Source organism: Ectopseudomonas composti, from assembly GCF_001567565.1.
Lineage (GTDB): Bacteria > Pseudomonadota > Gammaproteobacteria > Pseudomonadales > Pseudomonadaceae > Aquipseudomonas > Aquipseudomonas composti_A.
Map to the genome: position 1 here is coordinate 1 of NZ_LSSW01000022.1, position 24,314 is coordinate 24,314.

Genomic DNA, 24,314 nt, shown 5'->3' on the forward strand with positions numbered 1-24,314 from the left:
TTTTCTTGCCGCATTTGCGGAACCCAGGGGCCACCTCTTACGAGGTGGCCCCTTTTTGTTTGCGCGTTTTTTATTTCTGAATCCTCAGGTGGCGGTTTAGCCAGGCGGACCAGCGGTCTCGGTAGCGGCTTGCAAGTTAATATGATGGGTGTAATATTGCATCCGTCATATTAAGGCGATGGTCATGACCGAGCGTAAAAGCGAAACCCGTCAACGCATCATCGCCGCAGCTGGCCGTGTGCTCGCCGAGCGTGGCCCCAGTGACCCGGCAGTAGCCGAAGTGATGGCGGCGGCGGGGCTGACGGTGGGCGGTTTCTATGCGCATTTCGCCAGCAAGGATGCACTGATGCTCGAAGCCTTCCGTCAGTTGCTCGAGCTGAGGCGCGAGCGCTTGGCCGAGTGCGATCAGCGCCTGTCTGGCAGGGAGCGTCGGGTGCTGCTGGCGGCGTTCTATCTCTCGCGCAGGCACCGTGACGATGCTGAGGATCGCTGCCCGCTGCCGAGTTCGCTGGCGGAAATCTCGCGTTTGTCGGCGGGCTTTCGTCAGTCGCTGGCCGAGCACACTGAATTGATGGCGGCGCATATGAGCGCCACGCCGGAGGAAGCGGATGTCGCGCTTGCTGATCTGGCGCTGATGATCGGGGGGCTGGCGCTGGCTCGGGCATTGGGGCCTGGCGAGCTGTCCGACCGGGTATTGCGGGCCGCCAAGGCGGCAGTTGTCTGAAATCGAGCGAGAGGAACAAGGTGATGAATCAGATGACCTGGGTGCGAGGTGTCAACGCTACGCTGGGCAGGGTAGCCCCGCAATTGATCGCCAGCCGCTTGCGCGAGCGCTTCATGACGCCGCGCAGGCTGCCGCCGCGGGACTGGGAGCTGCCGTTGCTGGCCAGTGCCGAGCGCATCACCCTGCGCTTTGGCCTGTCAGCGCTGCGCTGGGGGAGCGGGCCGACGGTGCTGCTGATGCATGGTTGGGAAGGGCGGCCAACCCAGTTCGCGCAGCTGATCCACGGTCTGGTCGACGCCGGCTATGGCGTCGTGGCGCTGGATGCGCCTGCTCATGGCCGTTCGCCTGGGCGTCAGGCCAATGTGGTGCTGTTTGCGCGTGCATTGCTCGAGGCCGCCAGTGAACTGCCGCCGTTACGTGCCGTGATTGGTCACTCGATGGGGGGTGCCAGCGCGTTGCTGGCCACGCAAATGGGCTTGCGCAGCGAGACCCTGGTGACCATTGCTGCGCCAAGTCGCATCCTGGGTGTGTTGCGCGGCTTCGCGCGGTTCATGGGCCTGCCGGCGGAGGCGCGAGCGCACTTCGTGCGCCAGGTGGAAACGACGGCAGGCATTCCCGCGGCCCATCTCGATGTGCAGCGTTACCAGTTGGACGTGCCAGGCTTGGTCGTGCATGCCGAGGATGACCCGGTCGTGCCGGTGGGCGAGGCCGATCTGATCCACGAGGCCTGGTTCGACAGTCAGTTGCTGCGTCTGCCGGCAGGCGGACATCAGCGCTTGCTGAGTGATCCTCTGATCCTGCAGGCCGTGCTCAAGCTGCTGGAGCACGTGCCTCAGGCGTCGTTGAAGGCCCTGGCCTCGTAACTGACCACGCGGTTGCGCCCGCCCGCCTTGGCGCGATACAGGGCGCGGTCTGCCAGCTCCAGCCAGTGCTCTGCGCAGCCTGGGTCGCTCGGTACTCCGGCATGCAGGCCAATGCTCAGGCTCAGTGCTATCGACTGCTGCTGGTAAGGGCAGGGATTGCGCGCGAGGTCCTCGCGCAGTTGTTCGGCCAGGTCGAGCGCGCCGGTGAGGTCGGTGCTGTCGAGCAGGGCGACGAACTCCTCGCCGCCGAAACGCGCCAAAAGGTCACTGCTGCGCAGGCGCTGCTGGATGCGCTGGGCTGCATGGCGCAGGCAGGCATCGCCAGCGAGATGGCCGTAGCGATCATTGACCTGTTTGAAGTGATCCAGATCCAGCATCAAGACCGCCAGCGACTGGCGGCTGCGCTCGGCGCGGGCGCAGGCGCGCGTCAGCTCTTCGCTGAGTGTCTGGCGGTTGAACAGGCCGGTCAGCCCGTCGCGGCGATTCAGCTCGGCCAGCCGCATGTTGGCCTTGGATAGCTGCTGCAAGGTGTCCTGCAGTGTCGAGGTTCGCTCCTGTACGCGCTGCTCCAGGCTGTCGCTGATCTGTGTCTGCAGTTCCAGGTGCTTGGTCTGCTCGTTGCGCAGGCGGCGCTCCTGCTCTATCAGCTTGGCCTGGGCCTGGCGTTCGGCGTCCTGTATCAAGCGAATGCGCGAGGCGAGGGCGATGGAGAACACCGTCATTTCGATCAGGCCGCCAATCTGTTGGGCGTGCTGTGTCAGCTGGGAGTACGGCAGCAGCCCTGTGCCGGTGAGGATGCTGGCCAGGCTGGCGGCGATCAGCACGAACCAGCCCAGGGCGAACAGGCGCGCAGCCGGGTAACCACCGCGCCAGCGCAGCAGGGTGATGACGAAGGCGGCCAGGGCGCAGGCCGCGACCAGCACGAAGCTGCCGATCAGGGCGGGCGCGTAGGGCCCGAAAAGCGCCATGCCCAGCACCAGCCAGGCGCCGGCCTTGAGTGCATTGACGCTCCAGCGATAGGGCCTGGCCGCTTGCCCCAGCTCCAGTACGCCATAGGTGAAGTGAATGCCGCACAGCGTCGCCAGTGCCGAGCTGAAGGGGAAGCTCAGTTGATGCCAGGCCAGGGCGTTGGGCCATAACCATTGCAGGGCGAAGCCGAGCTGGATGAACTGGTAGAGACCGAAGCTGGCGACGAACAGGCTGTACCAGAGGTAGTTGCGGTCGCGGGTGATGCAGAAAATGCTCAGGCTATAGATCAGCATCGCCAGCAGGGCGCCGAAGAACAGGCCTTGGAGCAACAGACTGCGTTGTTCCTGATGGTCGAAGGCCTCGCGTGTCATCAGGCTGGCGCTGAGGTTGGCCGAGCCGTCGGTCTGCATGCGCAGCCAGATGCGCTGTTGCTCGCCTGGCTCCACATGCAGGGGCAAGACCAACTGCCGGTGTTCGACCCAGCGCCAGTCGAAGGGACGCTGGTCGCCGGCGCGATAGATGCGCGTGCCGTCCAGGCCGTAGGCGTCGAGTTGATCGAGCAATGGATTGCCGATCAACAGAACCCAGCCAAGCGAGCGTTTATGCGGGTTGTTTACGTCCAGGCGCAGCCAGTAGCTGTTGCCGCTGTAGCCGAAGCTGGCATCGCGCCGTGCTACCGCCTGCCAGGCAGAATCGGGTAGCGCACGGACATCGGTGATGTCGGCCCCACCGCCAGAGTCTTCCCAGTACTCCATGTAGGGGCCGGGCAACGCCGGCGTCTGGCCGATCGGCAACGGCATGCTTTGCGCCCAGGTCAGCGCTGGCACTAGCAGAAGCATCAATAGGCGCAGGATGGCAGTCAATTGCTCGTTCTCGGGCTCGCGGGCGAGTGCGCTGCATTATGGCGCGCGACGATGGTGCGATGAAAGCTCGCACTGCAGGGAGAGGCTGCGCCGCGTATCATGCGGCATCTGATCGAACGCCACCAAGGATGCGCGCGGTCACGCCAGAAACCGGATCGCTCAGCTTGCTGCGTGCAGGCTGCAAACCTGGAGGTACAGTCATGAATTGGGAGTTGCCCAGCCCCTTCGTCATCGATATCGAAGTGAGCGCGGAGGACATCGACGGCCTTGGCCATGCCAACAACGCGGTGTACGTCAGCTGGCTGGAGCGTTGCGCCTGGCGGCACTCGCAGTTTCTCGGGCTGGACCTGGTGGAGTATCGCCGTCTGGACCGCGCCATGGCGGTGGTGCGTCATGAGATCGACTACCTGGCCAGCGCCTACGAAGGCCAGCATCTGCAGATGGCAACCTGGATCGTCGAGTCCGATCAGCGTCTGAAGATGGATCGACGTTTTCAGCTGGTGCGCCCGGAGGATGGCCTGACCTTGCTGCGCGCGAAGACCACCTTCGTCTGCATCGAGCTGTCCAGTGGGCGCCCCAAACGCATGCCGGCGGAATTCGTCGAGGGCTATGGCAAGGCGCTGATGCCGCCTTATCCGCTGGAGCTGTAAGGCTGCTCAGTCATTGAGCGGGGCGAGAAACACCTGCTCGGCTTCGACCATGACGGCCAACTGGCGGGTTTCGCCGGGCTGCAGAATGACGGACTGCGCCACGTCCGGCCCGAGGCCGCCGCAATAGCCATCTGGCGACATGGCCACGGCGACGCTCAACTCGCCGCTGGGCAGGTCCAGGCTGGTGTGCTCGCCGGGGCCAAGTTTCGCCACCACCTGCCGGTTGACGTAGATCTCCACGTCGCAGGCATTCGGTGCATTCATGTCGCGGCTGAGTATCAGGCGGGCCGGCGCATCGGCAACCGGATCGGCTGGCATGGGGGCGATGTTGCCTGGCAACCCATCGTTGGCCTGCGCGCCCAGACAACAGATACCCAGGACGATCAGCGCGAGATAACGCATGGTGAGTTTTCCTGTTTGACGATGAACCAGTGTGGCCCATCTTGCGCGTCGTGCGCGACCCCTTAAACTGTGCGCCCCATTTTTCCGGACAACCTCATGCAAATCGCCCTGGCGCCCATGGAAGGGCTGGTCGACGAGATTCTGCGCGACGTGCTGACCCGCATCGGCGGCATCGACTGGTGCGTCACCGAGTTCATTCGCGTCAGCGAGCGGCTGTTGCCGGCTGCCACCTATCACAAGCTGGCGCCCGAGTTGTTCAATGGCTCGCGCACGCAGGCCGGTACGCCGATGCGCGTGCAGTTTCTTGGTTCTGATCCGCAGTGTCTGGCGGACAACGCCGCCTTCGCCTGCACGCTCGGCGCGCCAGTGATCGATCTCAACTTCGGTTGCCCGGCCAAGACGGTGAACAAGTCGCGAGGTGGCGCGGTGTTGCTCAAGGAGCCGGAGTTGCTGCATGCCATCGTTCGCGAGGTGCGGCGCACGGTGCCGGCGGCGATTCCGGTCACTGCGAAGATGCGCCTGGGCTTCGAGGGCAAGGAGGGGGCGCTGGACTGCGCACGAGCGCTTGCCGAGGGCGGCGCCAGTCAGATCGTCGTGCATGCCAGGACCAAGGTCGAGGGCTACAAGCCGCCGGCTCACTGGGAGTGGGTGGCGCGCGTGCAGGATGTGGTCGGCGTGCCGGTATTCGCCAATGGTGAAGTGTGGACGCTGGACGACTGGCGCCGTTGCCGTGAGATCAGTGGTGTGGACGACATCATGCTGGGGCGAGGGCTGGTTTCCCGTCCCGGGCTGGCGCGGCAGATCGCTGCCGTCAGGGCCGGTGGCGAGCCGGAGGAAATGAGTTGGGCCGAACTGCAGCCGCTGCTGCTCGACTTCTGGCAGCAGGCGCGGCGCAAGTTGGCGCCGCGCTATGCGCCGGGGCGCCTGAAGCAATGGCTGGCGATGCTCACGCGCACCTATCCGCAGGCTGTCGCGTTGTTCGCCGAGGTTCGCCGCGAGCAGGACTGCCAGCGTATCGACCAGTTGCTGGCGCTGCCTGCATAGGGTGCGATTTCCTGGCTCTTGAAAAATTTCCGAGCGACCTCAGATAAGTGACTGCGGGATGCCGAAGTCGGGTTCCGCGATATGACACTTGCTGAAATTTTCAGGAGATTACTCATGAGCAACGTACTGTCCCTGGCCCCTCTGTTTCGCCAGTCCGTCGGTTTCGACCGTTTCAACGATCTTTTCGAGTCTGCCCTGCGTAGCAATGACGCCGGCAGCTCCTACCCGCCCTACAACGTCGAGAAGCATGGCGAGGACCACTACCGCATCGTGGTTGCGGCTGCCGGCTTCGAAGAGAGTGACCTGGAACTGCAGGTCGAGCGGGGCGTGCTCACCGTGATCGGCAACAAGCGTGACCGCAGCGCCGAGAGCATCAGCTACCTGCATCAGGGCATTGCCCAGCGCGCTTTCAAGCTGTCGTTCCGCCTGGCCGACCATATCGAGGTCAAGGGCGCCGACCTGGTCAACGGCCTGCTCCATGTCGAGCTGGAGCGCATCGTGCCGGAAGAGGCAAAGGCCAAGCGCATTCCTATCGGCAGCCAGCGTCCGGCGCTGGAAAACTGAGCCGATAGCTGACGAGAAAGGCGCCCTGCGGGGCGCCTTTTTTCATTGGGCTTTCTGGTTGCCCAGCAGCTCGCGGAAAATATCCTGCGGTAGCGGTTTGCTGAACAGGTAGCCCTGATAGAGGTGGCAGCCCTGCGTTTGCAGGAAGTCCAGTTGGTCCTGCTGCTCGACACCCTCGGCGATCAGTGCCAGGCCCAGGCTACGGGCCATGGCCACGATGGCGCGAATGATCTCGGCATCATTGGGGTCGCTGGTGGCGTCGCGCACGAATGACTGGTCGATCTTCAGCATGTCCACCGGCAGGCGCTTGAGGTAGGTCAGCGAGCTGTAGCCGGTGCCGAAGTCGTCCATGGCGAAGCTGACGCCATGCTTCTTCAGTCGCAGCATCTTGCCGACGGTGTCGTCGATGTTCTGGATGACGATGCCTTCGGTGATTTCCAGTTTGAGCATGGCGTTGGGCAGCTGGCTGTCGCGCAGACTGCCTGCGACTCGTTCGACGAAGTCGTGCTGGCGGAACTGCCGGGGACTGATGTTGACGCACAGGCTGAAGCGCTCGCCATCGATCAGGTTGTCAGCCAGCAGTCGCGAGCAGAAGTGGCAGGCCTCGGCCAGCACCCAGCCGCCGACTTCGACGATCAGCCCGCTTTCCTCGAGGACCTGGATGAACTGCGCGGGCGACTGTGGGCCCAGTTGTGGATGCTGCCAGCGCAGCAGGGCTTCGGCGCCGACCACCTTGCCATCGCGGGCATCGACCTGGGGTTGGAAGTGCAGCTCGAATTCGCCGCGCGCCAGGGCCAGGCGCAGATCGTTTTCCAGGCGCAGGCGGGCGCTGGCGGCGTCCTGCATGGTGCTGCGAAACAGCTGGATGGCATTGCGCCCGGAGTCCTTGGCGCGGTACAGGGCGATATCGGCGCGCTTGAGCAGATCTGCCGGGGTGTTGCCATGGTCGGGAATCAGGGCGACGCCGATGCTCGGGGTGACCTGCAGGCGGTGGCCGTCCAGCAGCATCGGTTCGGCCAGCAGATGGCGCAGCTTTTCGGCGACCTGGCGTACTTGGCGGGTGACTTCCGAGCGTTTGCCCTCCAGGCCGGAGAGCAGCACGACGAATTCGTCGCCACCCAGGCGTGCCACGGTGTCCTCCAGGCGTACGCTGGCTTCCAGGCGTGCGGTGACCAGGCGCAACACGGAGTCGCCGACCGGGTGGCCGAGCGAATCGTTGATGTGCTTGAAGTGATCGAGATCGAGGAAGAGCAGGGCGCCGCGCAGGTCGTGGCGCTTGAGCAGGGCGATCTGCTGAGTCAGGCGATCCATCAGCAGGGCGCGGTTGGGCAGGTTGGTCAGCGCATCATGGTAGGCCAGGTGCTGGACCTGTGCCTGGGCTTGCTTGAGCTCGCTGATGTCGCGCGCAGTGAGCAGCAGGCAAGGCACGCCATTGAGTTCGATAGGTTGCACCGAGACCTCGACCAGGCGCACCTCGCCATCGCGGTGCTGACCGTGCATTTCCATGTGCAGCACCTGGCCCTGCTGGGTCAGGTGCTCGATCATGCGTATGCGCTCTTCAGGGTAGGCCCAGATGTTCAGCTCGTGCACCGTGCGGCCGATTACCTCCGCGCTCTGATAGCCGGTGATCCGGGTAAAGCCTTCGTTGATCTCGATATAGCGGCCGCTGTCACGCTCGGTGATGGTGATGGCATCCGGGCTGGAGTGGAAGGCTTTGGCGAACTTCTCTTCCGAGGCCTGCAGGCGCTGTTCGCGCAGCACACGCTCGCTGATATCGACCAGCGTACCGACCATGCGCAGCGGCTGGCCGGCATCGTCGAGTTGCAGCTTGGCGGTGCTCTCGAGAAAACGCAGGCCGCCATCTTCCCGCTGGACCCGATAGGTCACCTGATAGTGGCTGCGGCGCTGCTCGACCAATTGTTGGTAGCTCTGGCGCAGGCTGCGCCGATCGTCCATCGGCACCTGGCGGAAGAAGTCGAGAAAGGCGCCCTCGAATGGTAGCGACTCCAGGCCCTGCAGCTGTGACGCCCGGGCGCTGGCGAACAGTCGGTTACTGGGAATGTGCCAGTCCCAGGTGCCCAGGTCGGCGGACTCCAGGGCCAGGCGCAGGCGCTGCTTGCTCTCACTGAGCGCCTGCTCCTGCGCGCGTTGCTCGGTGATGTTGCGCACGGTGAGCACCAGGCAGCTGGTGCCGTTCAGTTCGATCTCGCCTCCGAACAACAGGTTGGTGGTGACCCTGCCGTCGCGACTGAACAGGCGTACTTCGAGGTTGTTCAGGCGTCCGCTCTGCAGCGCTTCGAGCATGCGCTGGCGGTCATTCGGGTCCGCCCAGACGCCCAGCTCGAGGGAGGTGCGGCCCACGGCTTCGGCGCTGCTCCAGCCAAATTGCTGCTCGAAACTGGGGTTGACCTCGATGAAGCGGCCCGTCACACGGTCGGTGATGGATATCGCGTCAGGGGTGTGCATGAAGGCCTTGGCGAATTTCTCCTCACTGGCGCGCAGCGCGTTTTCTGCCCGCTTGCGCTCGCTGGTGTCGAGGAAGGTGCAGAGCATCAGGCGATCACCCTGCAGTTCGATGTACTGGCTCGACAGGATGCCGTCGAGAATCACTCCGCTGCGCGTGCGTAGCTGGACTTCCTGGATCACCGGTTCGCGGCTCTGCGGCGCCTGCTCGCGCAACTGGTTGCGCTGGCTGGTGTGCACCCAGAGGTTCAGATCGAGGGTGGGGCGGCCGAGAATTTCGCTGGCCGTCCAGCCGAAGGCCTGGGTGAAGTGCTGGTTGACCTCGATGATCTCGCTGTCGTCGTAACGTACCAGCATCATGATGTCGGGGCTCAGGCGGAACAGGCTGGCGAAGCGCTCCTCGGAGGCGCGCAGGGCGTCGGCACGTTCCTGCTGGGCGCTGATGTCGCGGATCACGCCGAACATGCGCGGGCGGCCGTCGGCCTCGCGTTGCAGGCTGCCGGTGATCTCCAGCCAGTGCAGGCTACCATCCGGCCAGCGGATGCGATGGCGCAGGGCGTTGGCGATCTGCTCGCCCTTGAGGATGGCGTTGAATTTGGCCAGGACCTCGGCGCGTTCCTCTTCGGGGATCAGTTCGATGTAATGCAGTTCGCGCGTCATCGGGCGATTGGGGTCCAGCCCGAACAGGGCCTGGGCACCGCGAGACCAGCTGACCTGGCCGCTGCGAATGTCCCAGTACCAGGTGCCGAGTTGGGCGCCATTCAGTGCCGCTAGCAGACGCGGCGCGTCCTGCCAGGTCTGCTCGAATTCGGCGGGATCCATCGCCGGTATATGTGGTAGGGGCGGGGTCTGGTCAGTCGATCTGGACATGGCCGAACCTTCCTCAGGAGTGCGCGGTGCGCGGGACGGGCATTAATGGCATGTAGACATTTTCTTATCGTTGTAACGCCACGTTAGTCGCAGGTTGGTCGCCTATGCAAGATCGTCCCGCTGGCTATCGAGCAGATCCATGAATGCGCGTGCGGCATTCGAGAGCGTGCGCTCGGTATGCAGGATGTAGCCCAGCTGGCGGGTCAGCTGGATGCCCGGTATCGGCAGGCGGGCGACCTGCTCGTCGAGCATGGTGCGCGGCAGCACGCTCCAGGCCAGGCCGATGGACACCATCATCTTGATGGTTTCCAGGTAGTTGGTGCTCATGGCGATGTTGGGCGTCAGGCCCTGGGCTTCGAACAGGCGCTGGACGATGTGGTGGGTGAAGGTGTTGCCGCCGGGGAAGACGGCCGGGTGCTGTGCGACATCGGCCAGGCTGATCGCCTGGCTACGCGCCAGCGGATGTTCCGGTGCGGCGACGAAATCCAGCGGGTCGTCCCATACCGCGGTGGCGCGAATGGGGTCACGGGTTTCCGGGGCGAGGGTGATTACCGCCAGTTCGGCGCGGCCATGCAGCACTTCTTCATACGCCACCTCCGAGTCGAGAAACTGGATGTCCAGCGCCACCTGCGGGTGAGCGCGGGTGAAGGCACGCAGCAGGGCAGGCAGGCGGTGCAGGCCGATATGGTGGCTGGTCGCCAGGGTCAGGCGGCCGCTGACCTCGCCGGACAGGTTGGTCAGGGCGCGGCGGGTGTCGTCCAGTACATTGAGGATCTGGTAGGCGCGTGGCAGCAGGGCGCGGCCGGCTTGGGTCAGGCCGATCTCCCGGCCGAGGCGGTCGAACAGGCGCACACCCAGCTGCTGTTCCAGACCTGCGATGCGCTTGCTGACGGCGGGTTGGGTCAGATGCAGGCGCTCGCCCGCTTCGGAAAAGCTGCCCGTTTCGGCGATGGCGATGAAGGCATTGAGGTTGGCCAGATCCATGGGGCGCTCCGGGTAAGGGATGATGCACCGAGCATACATTCCTCTGTGGAATCCTTTGAATAAAAAATATGAATTTGAGTTATTTCGTGCCCGGCCATAGCATTCTCCCCATAAGCCGAAGGGCCATTTTTCGCCCGGGCATAGAAAAGCGCACTTCTGACGCCGCGCGGTGATAACGCAGGCAGTTTCCAGAGGTGCTCAAAAGGCGCTGATGAGGTAAGGCTGATGACTGGCAAGACGCTCTACGACAAGCTCTGGGAAATGCACGAAGTGAAACGTCGTGACGACGGTTCCTCGTTGATCTACATCGATCGTCACATCCTCCATGAAGTGACCTCGCCGCAGGCATTCGAAGGGCTGCGTCTGGCCGGGCGCAAGCCGTGGCGCATCGACGCCAACATCGCCACTCCCGATCACAACGTGCCGACCACCAAGGCCGAGCGTCAGGGTGGTCTCGAAGCCATCGCCGACGAGGTCTCGCGCATCCAGGTGCAGACCCTCGACGAGAACTGCGACGACTTCGGCATCCTCGAATTCAAGATGAACGACGTGCGCCAGGGCATCGTTCATGTGGTCGGCCCGGAGCAGGGCGCCACGCTGCCGGGCATGACCGTGGTCTGCGGCGACTCGCACACCTCCACCCATGGCGCCTTCGGTGCGTTGGCCCATGGCATCGGCACCTCGGAAGTCGAGCACGTGCTCGCTACCCAGTGCCTGGTGGCCAAGAAGATGAAGAACATGCAGGTGCGTGTCGAAGGCAAGTTGCCATTCGGCGTCACCGCCAAGGACATCGTCCTGGCCGTGATCGGCAAGATCGGCACCGCCGGTGGTAACGGCCATGCGCTGGAATTCGCCGGCAGCGCGATCCGCGATCTGTCGCTGGAAGGGCGCATGACCATCTGCAACATGTCCATCGAGGCCGGTGCCCGTGTGGGCCTGGTGGCAGTCGACGAGAAGACCATCGCCTACGTCAAGGATCGCCCGTTCGCGCCCAAGGGCAGCGACTGGGACAAGGCCGTGGCGCAGTGGCAGAACCTGGTATCCGACGCCGATGCGCTGTTCGACACCGTGGTCGAGCTGAAAGCCGAAGACATCAAGCCGCAGGTCAGCTGGGGTACCTCGCCGGAGATGGTGCTGGCCGTTGACCAGAACGTGCCGGATCCGGCCGTAGAAGCCGACCCGGTGAAGAAGGACTCGATCACCCGTGCGCTGAAGTACATGGGCCTTTTGGCCAACCAGCCGATCACCGATATCCAGCTGGATCGCGTGTTCATCGGCTCGTGCACCAACTCGCGCATCGAAGACCTGCGCGCTGCTGCCGAGGTGGCCAAGGGCCGCAAGGTCGCCGCGACCGTCAAGCAGGCGCTGGTGGTGCCGGGCTCTGGTCTGGTCAAGGCGCAGGCCGAGGCCGAAGGGCTGGACAAGATCTTCATCGAGGCCGGTTTCGAATGGCGTGAGCCGGGCTGCTCCATGTGCCTGGCGATGAACCCGGACAAGCTCGGCAGTGGCGAGCATTGCGCCTCGACCTCCAACCGCAACTTCGAAGGCCGTCAGGGCGCCGGTGGTCGCACCCACCTGGTCAGCCCGGCCATGGCTGCTGCAGCAGCAGTGACCGGTCGTTTCATCGACGTTCGCGAATTGATTCAGGCCTGAGGAGACCGCACATGAAAGCTTTCACCCAACACACCGGTCTGGTCTGCCCGCTCGATCGCGCCAACGTCGACACCGACCAGATCATTCCCAAGCAGTTCCTGAAGTCGATCAAGCGCACCGGCTTCGGCCCCAACCTGTTCGATGAGTGGCGCTACCTGGATGTCGGTCAGCCGAACCAGGACAACTCCAAGCGTCCGATCAACCAGGATTTCGTGCTGAATTTCCCGCGCTATCAGGGCGCCAGTGTGCTGCTGGCCCGTGAGAATTTCGGCTGTGGCTCCTCGCGCGAGCACGCACCGTGGGCGCTGGACGAGTACGGCTTCCGTACCGTGATCGCACCGAGCTTCGCCGACATCTTCTACAACAACAGCTTCAAGAACGGCCTGCTGCCGATCATCCTCAAGGATGAAGAGGTCGATGCGCTGTTCGAGCAGGCCGAGGCCACCGAGGGTTACCAGCTGACCGTCGACCTCGAGGCGCAGACCGTGACTCGCCCCGATGGCGTGCAGTACAGCTTCGAGGTCGATGCCTTCCGCAAGCACTGTCTGCTCAATGGTCTGGACGACATCGGTCTGACCCTGCAGGATCAGGAAGCGATCAAGTCCTTCGAGGCCCAATACCAGCAGAGCAGCCCCTGGCTGTTCGGCGCGATCAAGTAATACATCAGGGTAGGCTGGAGGGTGCTTTATCCATCCAGCGTGCCGGGTTGCGGTGGATGAAAATAGCGTCATCCACCCTGCGGATAGATTGAGGAATGCAATGAGCAAGCAGATTCTGGTTCTCCCAGGTGATGGTATCGGCCCGGAAATCATGGCCGAGGCGGTCAAGGTGCTGAACCTGGCCAACGACAAGTACGCCCTGGGTTTCGAGTTGAGCTTCGATGATCTGGGTGGCGCCGCCATCGATCGCTATGGCGTGCCGCTGGCCGACGAGACCATGGCCCGCGCCAAGGCTGCCGATGCCGTACTGCTGGGTGCCGTTGGCGGGCCGAAGTGGGACACAATCGATCCGGCCATCCGCCCCGAGCGCGGTCTGCTGAAGATCCGCTCGCAGCTGGGCCTGTTCGGCAACCTGCGTCCGGCCATCCTCTATCCGCAACTGGCCGAGGCCTCCAGTCTCAAACCGGAAGTGGTCGCCGGCCTGGACATCCTCATCGTCCGCGAACTGACCGGTGGCATCTACTTCGGTCAGCCGCGCGAGAGCAAGGTGCTGGAAAGCGGCGAGCGCATGGCCTACGACACCCTGCCGTACAGCGAGAGCGAAATTCGCCGTATCGCCAAGGTCGGTTTCGACATGGCCCGCGTGCGTGGCAAGAAGCTGTGCTCGGTGGACAAGGCCAACGTGCTGGCATCCAGTCAACTGTGGCGCGCCGTGGTCGAAGAGGTCGCCAAGGACTATCCGGACGTCGAACTGAGCCACATGTACGTCGATAACGCCGCCATGCAACTGGTGCGCGCACCCAAGCAATTCGACGTGATGGTCACCGACAACATGTTTGGTGACATTTTATCTGACGAAGCGTCGATGCTGACCGGTTCCATCGGCATGCTGCCGTCGGCATCCTTGGACGCCAACAACAAGGGCATGTACGAGCCGTGTCATGGCTCTGCGCCGGACATCGCCGGCAAGGGCATCGCCAACCCGCTGGCCACCATTCTCTCGGTATCCATGATGCTGCGTTACAGCTTCGGCCAGGTGGCCGCTGCCGATGCCATCGAGAAAGCCGTGAGCCTGGTGCTGGATCAGGGGCTGCGTACCGGTGATATCTGGTCCGAAGGCAAGACCCGCGTCGGTACTGCTGCCATGGGTGATGCAGTAGTCGAAGCACTGCGTAGTCTGTAATCTTTCCAGCCCCGCCGGGGTGGTTCCGGTGGGCTGTTTATATAGGTGTAGTCGTTATGAAACGTGTAGGTCTGATCGGTTGGCGTGGCATGGTCGGTTCCGTGCTCATGCAGCGCATGCTGGAAGAGCGGGACTTCGACCTGATCGAGCCGGTGTTCTTCACCACCTCCAATGTCGGCGGCCAAGGCCCGGCCATTGGCAAGGACATCGCTGCGCTGAAAGATGCCTACAGCATTGATGACCTGAAAGGTCTGGATGTGATCCTGACCTGCCAGGGCGGCGACTACACCAATGAAGTCTTCCCCAAGCTGCGTGAAGCCGGCTGGCAGGGCTACTGGATCGATGCTGCCTCCAGCCTGCGCATGGATGACGAGTCGGTGATCGTGCTCGACCCAGTCAACCGCAAGGTGATTGATCAGGCGCTGGACGCCGGTACCAAGAACTACATCGGCGGCAACTGCACCGTCAGCCTGATGCTGATGGCCCTTGGCGGTCTGTACGAAGCCGGGCTGGTGGAGTGGATGAGTGCCATGACCTACCAGGCCGCTTCTGGCGCCGGTGCGCAGAATATGCGCGAACTGATCAAGCAGATGGGCGCGATCAATGGCTCCGTCGCTGATGAACTGGCCGACCCGGCCAGTGCCATCCTCGACATCGATCGCAAGGTCGCCGAAGCCATGCGTGGCGAAAGCTTCCCGGTGGACAATTTCGGCGTGCCGCTGGCCGGCAGTCTGATCCCCTACATCGACAAGGAACTGCCGAACGGGCAGAGCCGCGAAGAGTGGAAGGCCCAGGCCGAGACCAACAAGATCCTCGGTCGCTTCAAGAGCCCGATCCCGGTCGACGGTATCTGCGTGCGCATCGGCGCCATGCGTTGCCACAGCCAGGCACTGACCATCAAGCTGAACAAGGATGTGCCGATGGCCGACATCGAAGGCCTGATCAGTCAGCACAATCCCTGGGTCAAGCTGGTGCCGAACCATCGCGAAGATTCCATCCGCGATCTTGGCCCGACTGCCGTGACCGGCACCCTCAGCGTTCCGGTCGGCCGTCTGCGCAAGCTCAACATGGGTTCGCAGTACCTGGGCGCGTTCACCGTGGGTGACCAACTGCTGTGGGGCGCTGCCGAGCCGCTGCGCCGTATGCTGCGGATCCTGCTGGAGCGCTAAGCGCGGCGGTCGCATCTCGAATCAAGCAAAGCCCTTCTACTTCGGTAGAGGGGCTTTGTCTTTTCTGGGGTGTCCAAGTCGATTGCCTGGGCGAGGGGGCGCGGTTACAGTGCCGCTCCTTCTGCGTCACAGGTGCCCTCCATGAGTCAGTCCATCAATGTTGCCCTGATCGGCGCTACCGGTAGCGTCGGTGAAGCGCTGGTCGAACTGCTAGAAGAGCGCGAGTTTCCACTCAAGGACCTGCACCTGCTTGCGAGCAGCGAGTCGGCAGGTCAGAGCCTGTCGTTTCGGGGGCGCCAGGTACGGGTCCGCTCGCTGGATGCCTTCGATTTTGCCCAGGTGCAATTGGCGTTCTTCGCCGCAGGGGGCGAGGTCACGCGCACTTATCGTGAGCGGGCGCTTGCTGCAGGGTGCTGCCTTATCGATCTGAGCGGCGCCTTGTCACTGGATCAGGCGCCTTGCGTGTTGCCCGAGCTTGGTGTCGAAGGGCTGCCGGCATTGACCAAGCCCTGGTGCGTCAGTGCACCTACGCCTTCGGCGGTTGCCTGCGCGTTGGTGTTGGCGACACTGAAGCCTGCGCTACGGCCGCAGCAATTGCAGGTAGCCGCCATGTTGTCGATTTCCACCCTGGGGCGCAGTGGTGTACAGGAGTTGGCGCGGCAGACTGCAGAGCTGCTCAATGCACGCCCGCTGGAGCCGAAAACGGTGGATCGGCAGATTGCCTTCAACCTGCTGGCACAGGTCGGTGAGGTTGACGATCAGGGGCATGCCCAGCTGGAGAAGCGTCTGGCGGCCGAGTTACAGCAATTGTTGGGTTTGCCTGAGCTTTCGGTGGCGGCAACCTGCGCATTGGTGCCGGTGTTCTTCGGTGACAGCCTGGCAGTTGCCGTACAGGGCGATGCGGATATCGATTTGCTCGCGGTGCGCAAGTTGCTCGAAGCGGAGCAGGGCATCGAGCTGGTCGAGACGGGTGACTACCCGACGGCAGTTGGCGATGCAGTGGGTCAGGATCAGGTCTATGTTGGGCGTGTTCGTCGTGGCGTGAGCGATTCAAAGCAACTCAATTTGTGGATTGCGTCTGATAATGTAAGAAAAGGCGCTGCCTTGAATGCTGTGCAAATAGCGGAGTTATTGATAAAACACTATCTGTAAAAGATACTTACCTAGAAATTTGAAGAATCTTTCTAGCTTGGCAATACTGGCTGAGTTGATTGCTGAATGGGGAGCCGCTCTTGGAGCGGAGGCAGGCAGCAGTTATCAAGACCTTCTCGCATGCCGAGAAAAAAGATAAAACAAGGGATAACGCTATGGTTCGGGTTCGCAAACTGGTGCTGGCAATCGCAGCTGCTTCCGCGCTGTCTTCCGGTATGGCGCATGCGCTGGGGTTGGGTGAAGTTACCCTGCAATCGTCGCTGAATCAGCCGTTGGTAGCGGAAATCGAATTGCTGGAGGTGCGTGACCTGGCCTCGAATGAGGTGATTCCGAGTCTCGCGTCTCCTGAAGAGTTCGTCAAAGCTGGTGTAGATCGCCAGTACTTCCTGACCGACCTCAAGTTCACTCCCGTCCTGAAGCCCAACGGCAAGAGCGTGATTCGCGTCACCTCGAGCAAGGCTGTCCGCGAACCCTACCTCAACTTCCTGGTGGAAGTGCTCTGGCCGAACGGGCGGTTGCTGCGTGAGTACACGCTGCTGCTCGATCCGCCGCTTTATTCTCCGCAAACTACCGTTGCCGCTGCGCCGCAGTTGCCGATCGCCGCGCCTGCGCCGCGCCCCTCTGCAGCTCCGGCAGCGCCACGCAGTGCTGCACCAGCCGCCGCACCGCGCCCGGTCGCTCCGGCACCCGCATCGCGCGCCATTTCCGGTAACGAGTACAAAACCACCGCCAACGACACGCTGTGGGAGATCGCTCAGCGCGTCGGCGGTGGTTCGATCAATCAGACCATGCTGGCCATTCAGGACCTGAATCCTGATGCCTTCATCGGGGGCAACATCAACCGCATGAAGAGCGGTCAGGTGCTGCGCCTGCCGGATGAGCAGCAGGTTCGTAGCCGCAGCAACGCTGAAGCCATCGCTCAGGTGGCCGAGCAGAACGCCGCTTGGCGCGAAGGTCGTGCCGTCGCTTCGCGTCAGCTGGATGCCACTCGCCGCACTGAGGCCGGCGCCGCACCTGCGACCGCCGAGGCGGGCGACAGCCTGAAGCTGGTTGCCGCAGAGGCGGGCCAGTCAACTCGTGGTAGCGATACAGGTTCGGCCAACAGCAAGGCGCTGGCAGACAAGCTCGCAGTCACTCAGGAAAGCCTGGATTCGACGCGTCGCGAAAATGCCGAATTGCAAAGCCGCGTCAGTGATCTGCAAAGTCAGCTGGACAAGCTGCAGCGACTGGTTGAACTGAAAGACAGTCAGATGGCCAAGTTGCAGGCGGATCTTTCCGCGGCTCCAGCGGCAACGCCAGCTGAAGAGCCCGCAGCGGAAACTCCCGCGGAGCAAGCTCCGGCAGCGGCACCTGAGGCTGCGCCGCCTGCGACGGAGGCGGCAACGCCGCCCACTACGCCGCCTGAGGAGGCGGCGCCTGATTACAATTATTCCGAGGAACCGGCTGCGCCTGTCGAAGACAGCGCCGCCGCCACCGAACAGCCGGCCAGTGAGCCGGCTGCTGCCGTTGAGCCTGCTGCCCCGGCCAAGCCGGCTGAAGAAACCAAGCCTGCTGCTCCAGCACCAGCGCCGGCTCCAGCCCCGCAGAGCTTTATCGATGATCTGATGGCCAATCCCATGACTCTGGGGTTGGCTGGCGGTGGCGTGCTTCTGTTGCTGCTGGTGGGTCTGATGGCGCTGTCGCGTCGCAACGCCATGAAGGAGGCCGAGCTGCAAGATGAGCTGGCCGATGATCTGTCGCAGGATCAGGCGTTCGCTTCCGATCTGGACATGCCTGAAGACAGCTTCGCCGGCCTCGATGATGAGCCAGCCCATGCCGCTCAGGCTGCCGGTGAAGAACGCGTTACGGCGCAGACGGGAGACGCACTGGGCGAGGCGGACATCTACATCGCCTACGGTCGCTTCAATCAGGCTGCGGAGCTGCTGCAGAACGCGATCAACGACGAACCGCATCGTGCTGATCTGCGTCTGAAACTGATGGAAGTCTACGCCGAACTGGGTGATCGCGAAGGCTTCGCACGTCAGGACAATGAGCTGCGTGAAATCGGTGGTGTGAATGCCGAGGCCGAGCAGCTGAAATCCAAGTACCCGGCTATTGCCGCCTTTGCCGGTGGTGCTGGCGCCGTAGCTGCCGCTGCGGCCGCCGATGACGATATGAGCGAGTTCAGCCTGGATGATCTCAGCCTGGATGAGCCTGCCGCCGAAGCGCCTGCGTCCAATGATGGTGACCTGGATGACGCCTTCGACCTCAGCCTTGATGATCTCGAGGCCGACCTGGAGAGTGATCTTCAGTCTGCCAAGGCTGAAGAAGCGCCTCTTTCGCTGGAAGATGATCTGGACTTTGGCCTGGTCGACGAGCCCGCTGCTCCGGCCGCTGCCTCCGATGACGATCTGAGCTTCGATCTGGCGCTGGATGATGACAAGGTCGAGTTGTCGCAACCTGCCGATGATCTGTCCGCGTTCAGCCTGGATCTGGATGAGCCGGCTGCGACTTCCAGCGACGAAGCCGATGACTTCCTGCTGAGCCTCGACGATGAGGCGCCGCTGAGCCAGCCCGCCAATGACCTGTCCGGTCTGGGCCTCGACCTGCCGGAAGAAACCCCGGCTGCCGATCTCGATCTGCCGGCTGACTTCGACCTGTCGCTCGAAGACGAAGCCCCGGCGCAGGCGGATGTTGAGCCAGGCAGCTTCGCCGCGCAGCTGGATGAAGTGAGCGCCGAGCTGGATCAGCTGTCGACTGACTTCGAGGAGCCGCAGAGCGCTCCGCTGGCGCCGGTCGATGGTCTGTCCAGCGAGCTCGAAGGTGACGATGACTTCGACTTCCTCTCCGGCACCGATGAGACCGCGACCAAGCTCGACCTGGCGCGTGCCTACATCGACATGGGTGATACCGAGGGCGCACGCGATATTCTCGATGAGGTAATGGCCGAGGGTAGCGACATGCAGCAGCAAGAAGCTCGCGAGATGATTTCCAAGTTGGTTTGATCGATTCCATGTCTCAAGCAGTACCTGTAGCGGCCGCCGAAATGGCGGCCGCTGGCTTTTCCAGAGTTGCCCTTGGTCTTGAATACCGGGGTGCGCGTTATCGCGGCTTTCAGCGTCAGCGTGGCAATGTCGCGTCTATTCAGGGTTGCCTGGAGGACGCGCTGTCCAAGGTGGCGGGTGGGGCGCCAGTCACTATCCACTGTGCGGGGAGAACCGATTCATCGGTGCATGCCAGTGGCCAGGTGGTGCATTTCGACACCTGCGTAGAGCGGCCGCTACATGCCTGGATCATGGGGGCCAATCTGAACCTGCCCAAGGACATCAGCGTGACCTGGGCCAAGGTGATGCCGGCGCATTTTCATGCGCGCTTCAGTGCCATGGCCCGGCGCTATCGCTACGTGATCTACAGTGATCCGATTCGCCCGGCGCACATGGCCGAAGAGGTGACCTGGAATCATCGGCCGCTGGATGTGGCGCGCATGCGTGAAGCAGCCCGAGCGCTGGTCGGCACCCATGATTTCAGCTCGTTCCGCGCCGGTCAGTGCCAGGCCAAGTCGCCGATCAAAACCGTGCACCACCTGGAAGTGATCGAGCACGGTTGTTTCATCGTGCTGGATATTCGCGCCAACGCCTTCCTGCACCACATGGTGCGCAACATCGCCGGTGTGTTGATGGCCATTGGCGCGGGCGAACGGCCAGTTGAGTGGATCAGCGAAGTGCTAGCGCGCGCGGAGCGCCGCAGTGGTGGCGTGACCGCTCATCCTTATGGGCTCTATCTGGTGCAGGTGGAGTACCCAGAGGAGTTCGACCTGCCGTCACGTTATCTCGGCCCGCATTTTCTCTCCGGTCTCGCGGATGTGCGGCGGGGCTGAGCCTTTGTTACCATCCGGCGTTCGACATACGAGGGTGTGAAACGAATGCGCGTGCGCAGCAAGATTTGCGGCATTACCCGGGTTGAGGATGCGCTGGCCGCTGTGGAGGCGGGCGCCGACGCCATTGGTCTGGTGTTCTACGCCAAGAGCCCGCGTGCCGTCAGCGTCGAGCAGGCCCTAGCGATCGTTCGGGCCCTGCCGCCGTTCGTGACCTGCGTCGGTCTGTTCGTCGACATGCCGCGTGAAGCCCTGCGGGCTGTGTTGCAGCAGGTGCCGCTGGATCTCCTGCAGTTCCACGGTGACGAGGCGCCCGCTGATTGCGAAGGCTACGCCCGTCCCTATATCAAGGCGCTGCGTGTGCGCCCCGGTGAGGACGTGGCGGCCCTGATGGCGCCCTACGCTGGTGCACGAGGCATCTTGCTCGACACTTTCGTCGAAGGTGTGCCTGGTGGCACTGGTGCGGCTTTCGACTGGTCGCTGGTGCCGCAGGACTCTGGCAGGTCCATCGTTCTGGCCGGTGGTCTCGATGCCGGCAATGTCGCGGCGGCGATTCGCCAGGTCAGACCTTATGCTGTCGACGTCAGCGGCGGGGTCGAGGCCAGTAAAGGCATAAAGGATGCAGGCAAGATTCACGCATTCGTGCAGGCGGTGCGTGACACGCAATGTGACGGCGATTGAGGCGGGGCCGTCAATTAGCCTGTCACGCCGCCATGGCCCGCTGCGGCGGGTGCTGGATGCGGCAGAAAAAAAATTGCTGGAGATGGACGTTTCATGACGAGGCGTTCATCCGAACCAACGGTTATGGAGAAATGACAGCATGAGCAACTGGTTGGTAGACAAACTCATTCCCTCGATCATGCGTTCCGAGGCGAAGAAGAGCTCTGTGCCCGAGGGCCTGTGGCACAAATGTCCGTCCTGTGATGCTGTGCTCTATCGTCCTGAGCTGGAAAAGACGCTCGACGTCTGCCCCAAGTGCAATCACCACATGCGTATCGGTGCTCGCGCTCGCATCGACCTGTTCCTCGATGCCGATGGTCGTGAGGAGATCGGCGCCGACCTGGAGCCGGTTGATCGCCTGAAGTTCCGCGACAGCAAGAAGTACAAGGATCGCCTGGCTGGTGCGCAGAAGCAGACCGGCGAGAAGGACGCGCTGATCTCCATGAGCGGTACCCTCGAGGGCATGCCGATCGCGGTGTGCGCGTTCGAGTTCTCCTTCATGGGTGGCTCCATGGGCGCCATCGTCGGCGAGCGTTTCGTCCAGGCGGCCAACGTCGCACTGGAGAAGCGTTGCCCACTGGTGTGCTTCTCCGCTTCTGGCGGTGCGCGCATGCAGGAAGCGCTGATTTCCCTGATGCAGATGGCCAAGACTTCCGCCGCTCTGGCGCGTTTGCGTGAAGAAGGCCTGCCGTTCATCTCCGTGCTGACCGACCCTGTATATGGCGGCGTTTCCGCCAGTCTGGCAATGCTCGGTGACGTCATCGTCGCCGAGCCGAAGGCGCTGATCGGTTTCGCAGGACCGCGCGTGATCGAGCAGACCGTGCGCGAGAAGCTGCCGGAAGGCTTCCAGCGCAGCGAGTTCCTGCTGGAGCATGGTGCGATCGACATGATCATCTCGCGCAGCGAGCTGCGTCCGCGCCTGGCGCGTCTGCTCTCGCAGATGATGAACCGCCCCTCTCCGGTTTCCCTGCCGGCCACTGCATGACCGCACGTAGCCTGGGCGAGTGGCTCGCCTACCTCGAGCAGTTGCATCCCACGGCCATTGAAATGGGCCTGGAGCGCTCGCGCGAGGTGGCGCGGCGCCTGGGGCTGGGCAAGCCTGCGCCGCTGGTGGTCACGGTCACCGGCACCAACGGCAAGGGTTCTACCTGTGCCTTTCTCGCCAGCCTGATCGCTGCCCAGGGGCAGCGCGTCGGCGTTTACAGTTCTCCTCATCTGCTGCGCTATAACGAGCGCGTGCTCGTGGATGGCTATGAAGCCAGCGACGAAGAGCTGTGCCAGGCCTTTGCCGCGGTCGAGGCGGCGCGTGGCGAGATTTCCCTGACCTATTTCGAGATGGGCACGCTGGCGGCCTTCTGGTTGCTCGAGCGTGCTCAGCTCGACGCCGTGGTGCTCGAGGTCGGCCTGGGTGGGCGCCTGGATGCGGTGAACCTGGTCGATGCCGATCTGGCACTGATCACCAGTATTGGTCTGGACCACGCTGACTGGCTGGGCGATACCCGAGAGTCGGTCGCCTTCGAAAAGGCCGGGATCATGCGCTTCGGCAAGCCGGCGTTGTGTGGTGACCTCGACCCTCCGCAGCCATTGCTGGGGCAGGCGGCGATGTTGGACACGCCTCTGTTTCTGCGCGGTCGCGACTATGACCTGAGCGTGGGCGCACAGGACTGGTCCTGGCATGGGCTCGACGAGCGCGGTTGCATGCTGCGATTGCAGCAGCTACCGCTTCTCGACCTGCCGATGGAAAACGCCGCTCTGGCGTTGCAGGCTTACGCACTGCTGCCGCTGCCATGGGATCACCGGCAGATCGTTCAGGCCCTGCTCGCCACTCGCGTGGTGGGTCGGCTGGATCGCCGCACGCTGGATTGGCGAGGCAAGTCGCTCACGCTGTTGCTCGATGTTGGGCATAATCCCCATGCGGCCGACTACTTGGCGCAGCGCCTGGAGAGTCGTCCACTGAGCGGAAAGCGCTGGGCGGTGTTCGGCTTGCTGGTCGACAAGGATCTGCCTGGTGTCGTGGCACCGCTGTTGAGTCAGGTCGCTGGCTGGGCCGTGGCGCCGCTCGATACACCGCGCTCACGCGACGCCGCTGAGGTGGCCGAGCATCTTCGAGGGCAGGGCGCGCAGGCGGTGCTGCACGCGAGCGTGCGTAGCGCGCTGGAGGCGCAGTGCGAGCTGGCTGCCGAGGGTGACGAAATACTGTTGTTTGGATCGTTTTTCTGCGTGGCCGAGGCCCTGGATTGGCTGGCCCGCCCGGCTTGATAAGGGGATTGGGGGATGGCAATGCTGGACAAGGGGCTCAAGCAGCGCATGGTCGGTGCTCTGGTGCTGGTCGCGCTGGCGGTGATATTCGTACCGATGCTGCTGTCGCGCGAGGACGAGATGCGGCGCGTGGTGGTGGACGCTCCGGCAATGCCGCAGGCGCCGGTCGCTGCCGAAATCGTCGTCGAGCCTGCCGATGTGGTCGAGCCCGAAGCATTGCCGCAGGAGCCTGTGCCGGTCGATGAGATCGAGCCTCAGGTCGTCGAAGTCCCTGAGCAGCCCAAGGCAACCCCGCCGCCTGCTGCTCAGCCGAGCAAGCCCGAGCCGGCCAAGACCGAGCAAGTAGCCAGCGCGACGCCGGCCAAGCCTGACGCACGTCTGGATGCCAACAGCCTGCCGATCAGCTGGTCGGTGCAGCTGGCCAGTCTGTCCAGCCGTAGTGGTGCCGAGAATCTGCAGAAAACCCTGCGCAGTCAGGGCTACAACGCCTATATCCGTACCTTCGATGGCATGAATCGCGTGTTCGTCGGCCCGCTGATCGAGCGCGCCGAGGCCGAGCGCCTGCGTGATCAGCTCAATCGCCAGCACAAGCTCAGCGGTTTTGTGGTGCGCTTTCAGCCTGAAGCGGGTTGAGCTTAGGACTTTGCAAAGCCCGGTTACTCCAATCGCCGGGCTCTGCTAAAATGCTCCGCCTTTTCCGCTGGTAGGCCGCACCGTGGTATTCACCTGGGTCGATTGGGCGATCATCGCCGTCATCGCCATTTCTAGTTTGATCAGTCTCAAGCGCGGCTTCGTCAAAGAAGCACTGTCGCTGCTGACCTGGATCATCGCGGGTGTGGTCGCCTGGATGTTCGGTGGCGCCTTGGCCCAGCATCTCGTCGAATTTATCGAAACGCCTTCTGCACGGGTGATTGCAGCCTGTGCCATTCTCTTCATCGCCACCTTGCTGGTGGGCGCCCTGGTCAATTTCCTGATTGGCGAACTGATCCGTGTGACAGGCTTGTCCGGTACCGACCGTTTTCTCGGCATGGTATTCGGCGCCGCACGCGGTGGCTTGCTGGTCGTGCTGCTGGTAGGCCTGATCAGCCTGGCGCCGGTTGAACAAGATACATGGTGGCAGCAGTCGCAACTGGTGCCGCATTTTCTGATGGTCGCCGACTGGTCGAAGAACCTCATTCTGGGGTGGTCCGATCAGTGGTTTAGCGGTGGAGCGGCTCACCCAGCCGATCTGCTTTAAAAGAGTGGCCGATGCGGATTAACCGCTGCGTCG

General features: G+C 63.1%; 21 protein-coding genes. 17 read left to right on the plus strand and 4 right to left on the minus strand.

Annotation, left to right across the window (positions count from 1 at the left end):
• Nucleotides 1–184 precede the first annotated feature (184 nt).
• Together PCLY_RS09200 and PCLY_RS09205 are read left to right on the plus strand one after the other, a co-directional pair.
• A complete protein-coding gene (locus tag PCLY_RS09200) occupies nucleotides 185–724 on the plus strand; it encodes a TetR/AcrR family transcriptional regulator (protein ID WP_061239002.1) in 540 nt (179 codons plus the stop codon).
• A gap of 23 nt (nucleotides 725–747) precedes the next feature.
• On the plus strand, nucleotides 748–1,587 hold the full coding sequence (locus tag PCLY_RS09205; RefSeq protein ID WP_061239003.1) for an alpha/beta fold hydrolase: 840 nt from the start codon (nucleotides 748–750) through the stop codon (nucleotides 1,585–1,587).
• Here the strand turns inward: PCLY_RS09205 and PCLY_RS09210 are convergent.
• Nucleotides 1,557–3,395, minus strand: a complete 1,839-nt coding sequence (locus PCLY_RS09210) for a sensor domain-containing diguanylate cyclase (RefSeq protein WP_061239004.1) — start codon at nucleotides 3,393–3,395, stop codon at nucleotides 1,557–1,559. The genes PCLY_RS09205 and PCLY_RS09210 overlap by 31 nt on opposite strands.
• A gap of 224 nt (nucleotides 3,396–3,619) precedes the next feature.
• Between PCLY_RS09210 and PCLY_RS09215 the strand changes: the two genes are divergently transcribed.
• Nucleotides 3,620–4,069 carry an acyl-CoA thioesterase gene (locus tag PCLY_RS09215; protein ID WP_061239005.1) on the plus strand — a complete coding sequence of 150 codons (450 nt, stop codon included), beginning with the start codon at nucleotides 3,620–3,622 and terminating at the stop codon, nucleotides 4,067–4,069.
• A 6-nt stretch (nucleotides 4,070–4,075) separates the two neighbouring features.
• On the opposite strand, the gene PCLY_RS09220 is transcribed toward PCLY_RS09215, so the two are convergent.
• A complete protein-coding gene (locus PCLY_RS09220; RefSeq protein WP_061239006.1) occupies nucleotides 4,076–4,471 on the minus strand; it encodes a hypothetical protein in 396 nt (131 codons plus the stop codon).
• Between the two features lie 96 nt (nucleotides 4,472–4,567).
• Here PCLY_RS09220 and PCLY_RS09225 point away from each other — a divergent pair, with 96 nt between their 5' ends.
• Together PCLY_RS09225 and PCLY_RS09230 are read left to right on the plus strand one after the other, a co-directional pair.
• The gene (locus PCLY_RS09225) at nucleotides 4,568–5,515 is read left to right on the plus strand and encodes a tRNA dihydrouridine synthase (RefSeq protein WP_061239007.1); all 948 of its coding nucleotides are present in this window, start codon (nucleotides 4,568–4,570) and stop codon (nucleotides 5,513–5,515) included.
• A gap of 114 nt (nucleotides 5,516–5,629) precedes the next feature.
• Nucleotides 5,630–6,079, plus strand: a complete 450-nt coding sequence (locus PCLY_RS09230; RefSeq protein WP_061239008.1) for an Hsp20 family protein — start codon at nucleotides 5,630–5,632, stop codon at nucleotides 6,077–6,079.
• A 42-nt stretch (nucleotides 6,080–6,121) separates the two neighbouring features.
• Here PCLY_RS09230 and PCLY_RS09235 read toward each other — a convergent pair whose 3' ends face one another.
• Nucleotides 6,122–9,412, minus strand: a complete 3,291-nt coding sequence (locus PCLY_RS09235; RefSeq protein WP_061239009.1) for a sensor domain-containing protein — start codon at nucleotides 9,410–9,412, stop codon at nucleotides 6,122–6,124.
• A 102-nt stretch (nucleotides 9,413–9,514) separates the two neighbouring features.
• A complete protein-coding gene (locus tag PCLY_RS09240; protein ID WP_061239010.1) occupies nucleotides 9,515–10,396 on the minus strand; it encodes a LysR family transcriptional regulator in 882 nt (293 codons plus the stop codon).
• A 225-nt stretch (nucleotides 10,397–10,621) separates the two neighbouring features.
• Between PCLY_RS09240 and leuC the strand changes: the two genes are divergently transcribed.
• The 12 genes from leuC (at nucleotide 10,622) to PCLY_RS09300 (ending at nucleotide 24,281) form a co-directional block, all read left to right on the plus strand.
• Nucleotides 10,622–12,049, plus strand: a complete 1,428-nt coding sequence (gene leuC, locus PCLY_RS09245; RefSeq protein ID WP_061239011.1) for a 3-isopropylmalate dehydratase large subunit — start codon at nucleotides 10,622–10,624, stop codon at nucleotides 12,047–12,049.
• Nucleotides 12,050–12,060: 11 nt separating this feature from the next.
• Nucleotides 12,061–12,708, plus strand: coding sequence for a 3-isopropylmalate dehydratase small subunit (leuD, locus tag PCLY_RS09250; RefSeq protein WP_061239012.1), 648 nt, complete (start codon nucleotides 12,061–12,063; stop codon nucleotides 12,706–12,708).
• A 100-nt stretch (nucleotides 12,709–12,808) separates the two neighbouring features.
• Nucleotides 12,809–13,891, plus strand: a complete 1,083-nt coding sequence (gene leuB / locus PCLY_RS09255; RefSeq protein WP_061239013.1) for a 3-isopropylmalate dehydrogenase — start codon at nucleotides 12,809–12,811, stop codon at nucleotides 13,889–13,891.
• Between the two features lie 56 nt (nucleotides 13,892–13,947).
• Nucleotides 13,948–15,060: an aspartate-semialdehyde dehydrogenase gene (gene asd, locus PCLY_RS09260; protein WP_061239014.1), complete on the plus strand. Its 1,113-nt coding sequence runs from the start codon at nucleotides 13,948–13,950 to the stop codon at nucleotides 15,058–15,060.
• 141 nt (nucleotides 15,061–15,201) lie between these two features.
• Nucleotides 15,202–16,212, plus strand: coding sequence for an aspartate-semialdehyde dehydrogenase (locus PCLY_RS09265; protein WP_061239015.1), 1,011 nt, complete (start codon nucleotides 15,202–15,204; stop codon nucleotides 16,210–16,212).
• A 155-nt stretch (nucleotides 16,213–16,367) separates the two neighbouring features.
• The gene (locus PCLY_RS09270; RefSeq protein ID WP_061239016.1) at nucleotides 16,368–19,196 is read left to right on the plus strand and encodes a motility hub landmark protein FimV; all 2,829 of its coding nucleotides are present in this window, start codon (nucleotides 16,368–16,370) and stop codon (nucleotides 19,194–19,196) included.
• Between the two features lie 8 nt (nucleotides 19,197–19,204).
• Nucleotides 19,205–20,068: a tRNA pseudouridine(38-40) synthase TruA gene (gene truA, locus PCLY_RS09275; protein WP_061239546.1), complete on the plus strand. Its 864-nt coding sequence runs from the start codon at nucleotides 19,205–19,207 to the stop codon at nucleotides 20,066–20,068.
• 45 nt (nucleotides 20,069–20,113) lie between these two features.
• Nucleotides 20,114–20,746, plus strand: a complete 633-nt coding sequence (locus tag PCLY_RS09280; RefSeq protein WP_061239017.1) for a phosphoribosylanthranilate isomerase — start codon at nucleotides 20,114–20,116, stop codon at nucleotides 20,744–20,746.
• Nucleotides 20,747–20,885: 139 nt separating this feature from the next.
• The gene (gene accD, locus PCLY_RS09285; protein ID WP_061239018.1) at nucleotides 20,886–21,770 is read left to right on the plus strand and encodes an acetyl-CoA carboxylase, carboxyltransferase subunit beta; all 885 of its coding nucleotides are present in this window, start codon (nucleotides 20,886–20,888) and stop codon (nucleotides 21,768–21,770) included.
• A complete protein-coding gene (folC, locus tag PCLY_RS09290; protein WP_061239019.1) occupies nucleotides 21,767–23,044 on the plus strand; it encodes a bifunctional tetrahydrofolate synthase/dihydrofolate synthase in 1,278 nt (425 codons plus the stop codon). The genes accD and folC overlap by 4 nt, the downstream gene beginning before the upstream one ends.
• Nucleotides 23,045–23,059: 15 nt before the next feature.
• Entirely contained in the window at nucleotides 23,060–23,677 is a 618-nt protein-coding gene (locus PCLY_RS09295) for an SPOR domain-containing protein (protein ID WP_061239020.1), read from the plus strand.
• An 82-nt stretch (nucleotides 23,678–23,759) separates the two neighbouring features.
• Nucleotides 23,760–24,281 (plus strand): CvpA family protein, encoded by a 522-nt coding sequence (locus PCLY_RS09300; RefSeq protein WP_061239021.1) that lies wholly within the window; start codon nucleotides 23,760–23,762, stop codon nucleotides 24,279–24,281.
• Nucleotides 24,282–24,314 lie beyond the last annotated feature (33 nt).

Excerpts from the sequence above, each read along its gene's own strand:
- PCLY_RS09200 (WP_061239002.1), top strand. The coding sequence starts at position 185 with ATGACCGAGCGTAAAAGCGAAACCCGTCAACGCATCATCGCCGCAGCT.
- PCLY_RS09205 (WP_061239003.1), top strand. The coding sequence starts at position 748 with ATGAATCAGATGACCTGGGTGCGAGGTGTCAACGCTACGCTGGGCAGG.
- PCLY_RS09210 (WP_061239004.1), bottom strand. The coding sequence starts at position 3,395 with ATGCTTCTGCTAGTGCCAGCGCTGACCTGGGCGCAAAGCATGCCGTTG.
- PCLY_RS09215 (WP_061239005.1), top strand. The coding sequence starts at position 3,620 with ATGAATTGGGAGTTGCCCAGCCCCTTCGTCATCGATATCGAAGTGAGC.
- PCLY_RS09220 (WP_061239006.1), bottom strand. The coding sequence starts at position 4,471 with ATGCGTTATCTCGCGCTGATCGTCCTGGGTATCTGTTGTCTGGGCGCG.
- PCLY_RS09225 (WP_061239007.1), top strand. The coding sequence starts at position 4,568 with ATGCAAATCGCCCTGGCGCCCATGGAAGGGCTGGTCGACGAGATTCTG.
- PCLY_RS09230 (WP_061239008.1), top strand. The coding sequence starts at position 5,630 with ATGAGCAACGTACTGTCCCTGGCCCCTCTGTTTCGCCAGTCCGTCGGT.
- PCLY_RS09235 (WP_061239009.1), bottom strand. The coding sequence starts at position 9,412 with ATGTCCAGATCGACTGACCAGACCCCGCCCCTACCACATATACCGGCG.
- PCLY_RS09240 (WP_061239010.1), bottom strand. The coding sequence starts at position 10,396 with ATGGATCTGGCCAACCTCAATGCCTTCATCGCCATCGCCGAAACGGGC.
- leuC (WP_061239011.1), top strand. The coding sequence starts at position 10,622 with ATGACTGGCAAGACGCTCTACGACAAGCTCTGGGAAATGCACGAAGTG.
- leuD (WP_061239012.1), top strand. The coding sequence starts at position 12,061 with ATGAAAGCTTTCACCCAACACACCGGTCTGGTCTGCCCGCTCGATCGC.
- leuB (WP_061239013.1), top strand. The coding sequence starts at position 12,809 with ATGAGCAAGCAGATTCTGGTTCTCCCAGGTGATGGTATCGGCCCGGAA.
- asd (WP_061239014.1), top strand. The coding sequence starts at position 13,948 with ATGAAACGTGTAGGTCTGATCGGTTGGCGTGGCATGGTCGGTTCCGTG.
- PCLY_RS09265 (WP_061239015.1), top strand. The coding sequence starts at position 15,202 with ATGAGTCAGTCCATCAATGTTGCCCTGATCGGCGCTACCGGTAGCGTC.
- PCLY_RS09270 (WP_061239016.1), top strand. The coding sequence starts at position 16,368 with ATGGTTCGGGTTCGCAAACTGGTGCTGGCAATCGCAGCTGCTTCCGCG.
- truA (WP_061239546.1), top strand. The coding sequence starts at position 19,205 with ATGTCTCAAGCAGTACCTGTAGCGGCCGCCGAAATGGCGGCCGCTGGC.
- PCLY_RS09280 (WP_061239017.1), top strand. The coding sequence starts at position 20,114 with ATGCGCGTGCGCAGCAAGATTTGCGGCATTACCCGGGTTGAGGATGCG.
- accD (WP_061239018.1), top strand. The coding sequence starts at position 20,886 with ATGAGCAACTGGTTGGTAGACAAACTCATTCCCTCGATCATGCGTTCC.
- folC (WP_061239019.1), top strand. The coding sequence starts at position 21,767 with ATGACCGCACGTAGCCTGGGCGAGTGGCTCGCCTACCTCGAGCAGTTG.
- PCLY_RS09295 (WP_061239020.1), top strand. The coding sequence starts at position 23,060 with ATGGCAATGCTGGACAAGGGGCTCAAGCAGCGCATGGTCGGTGCTCTG.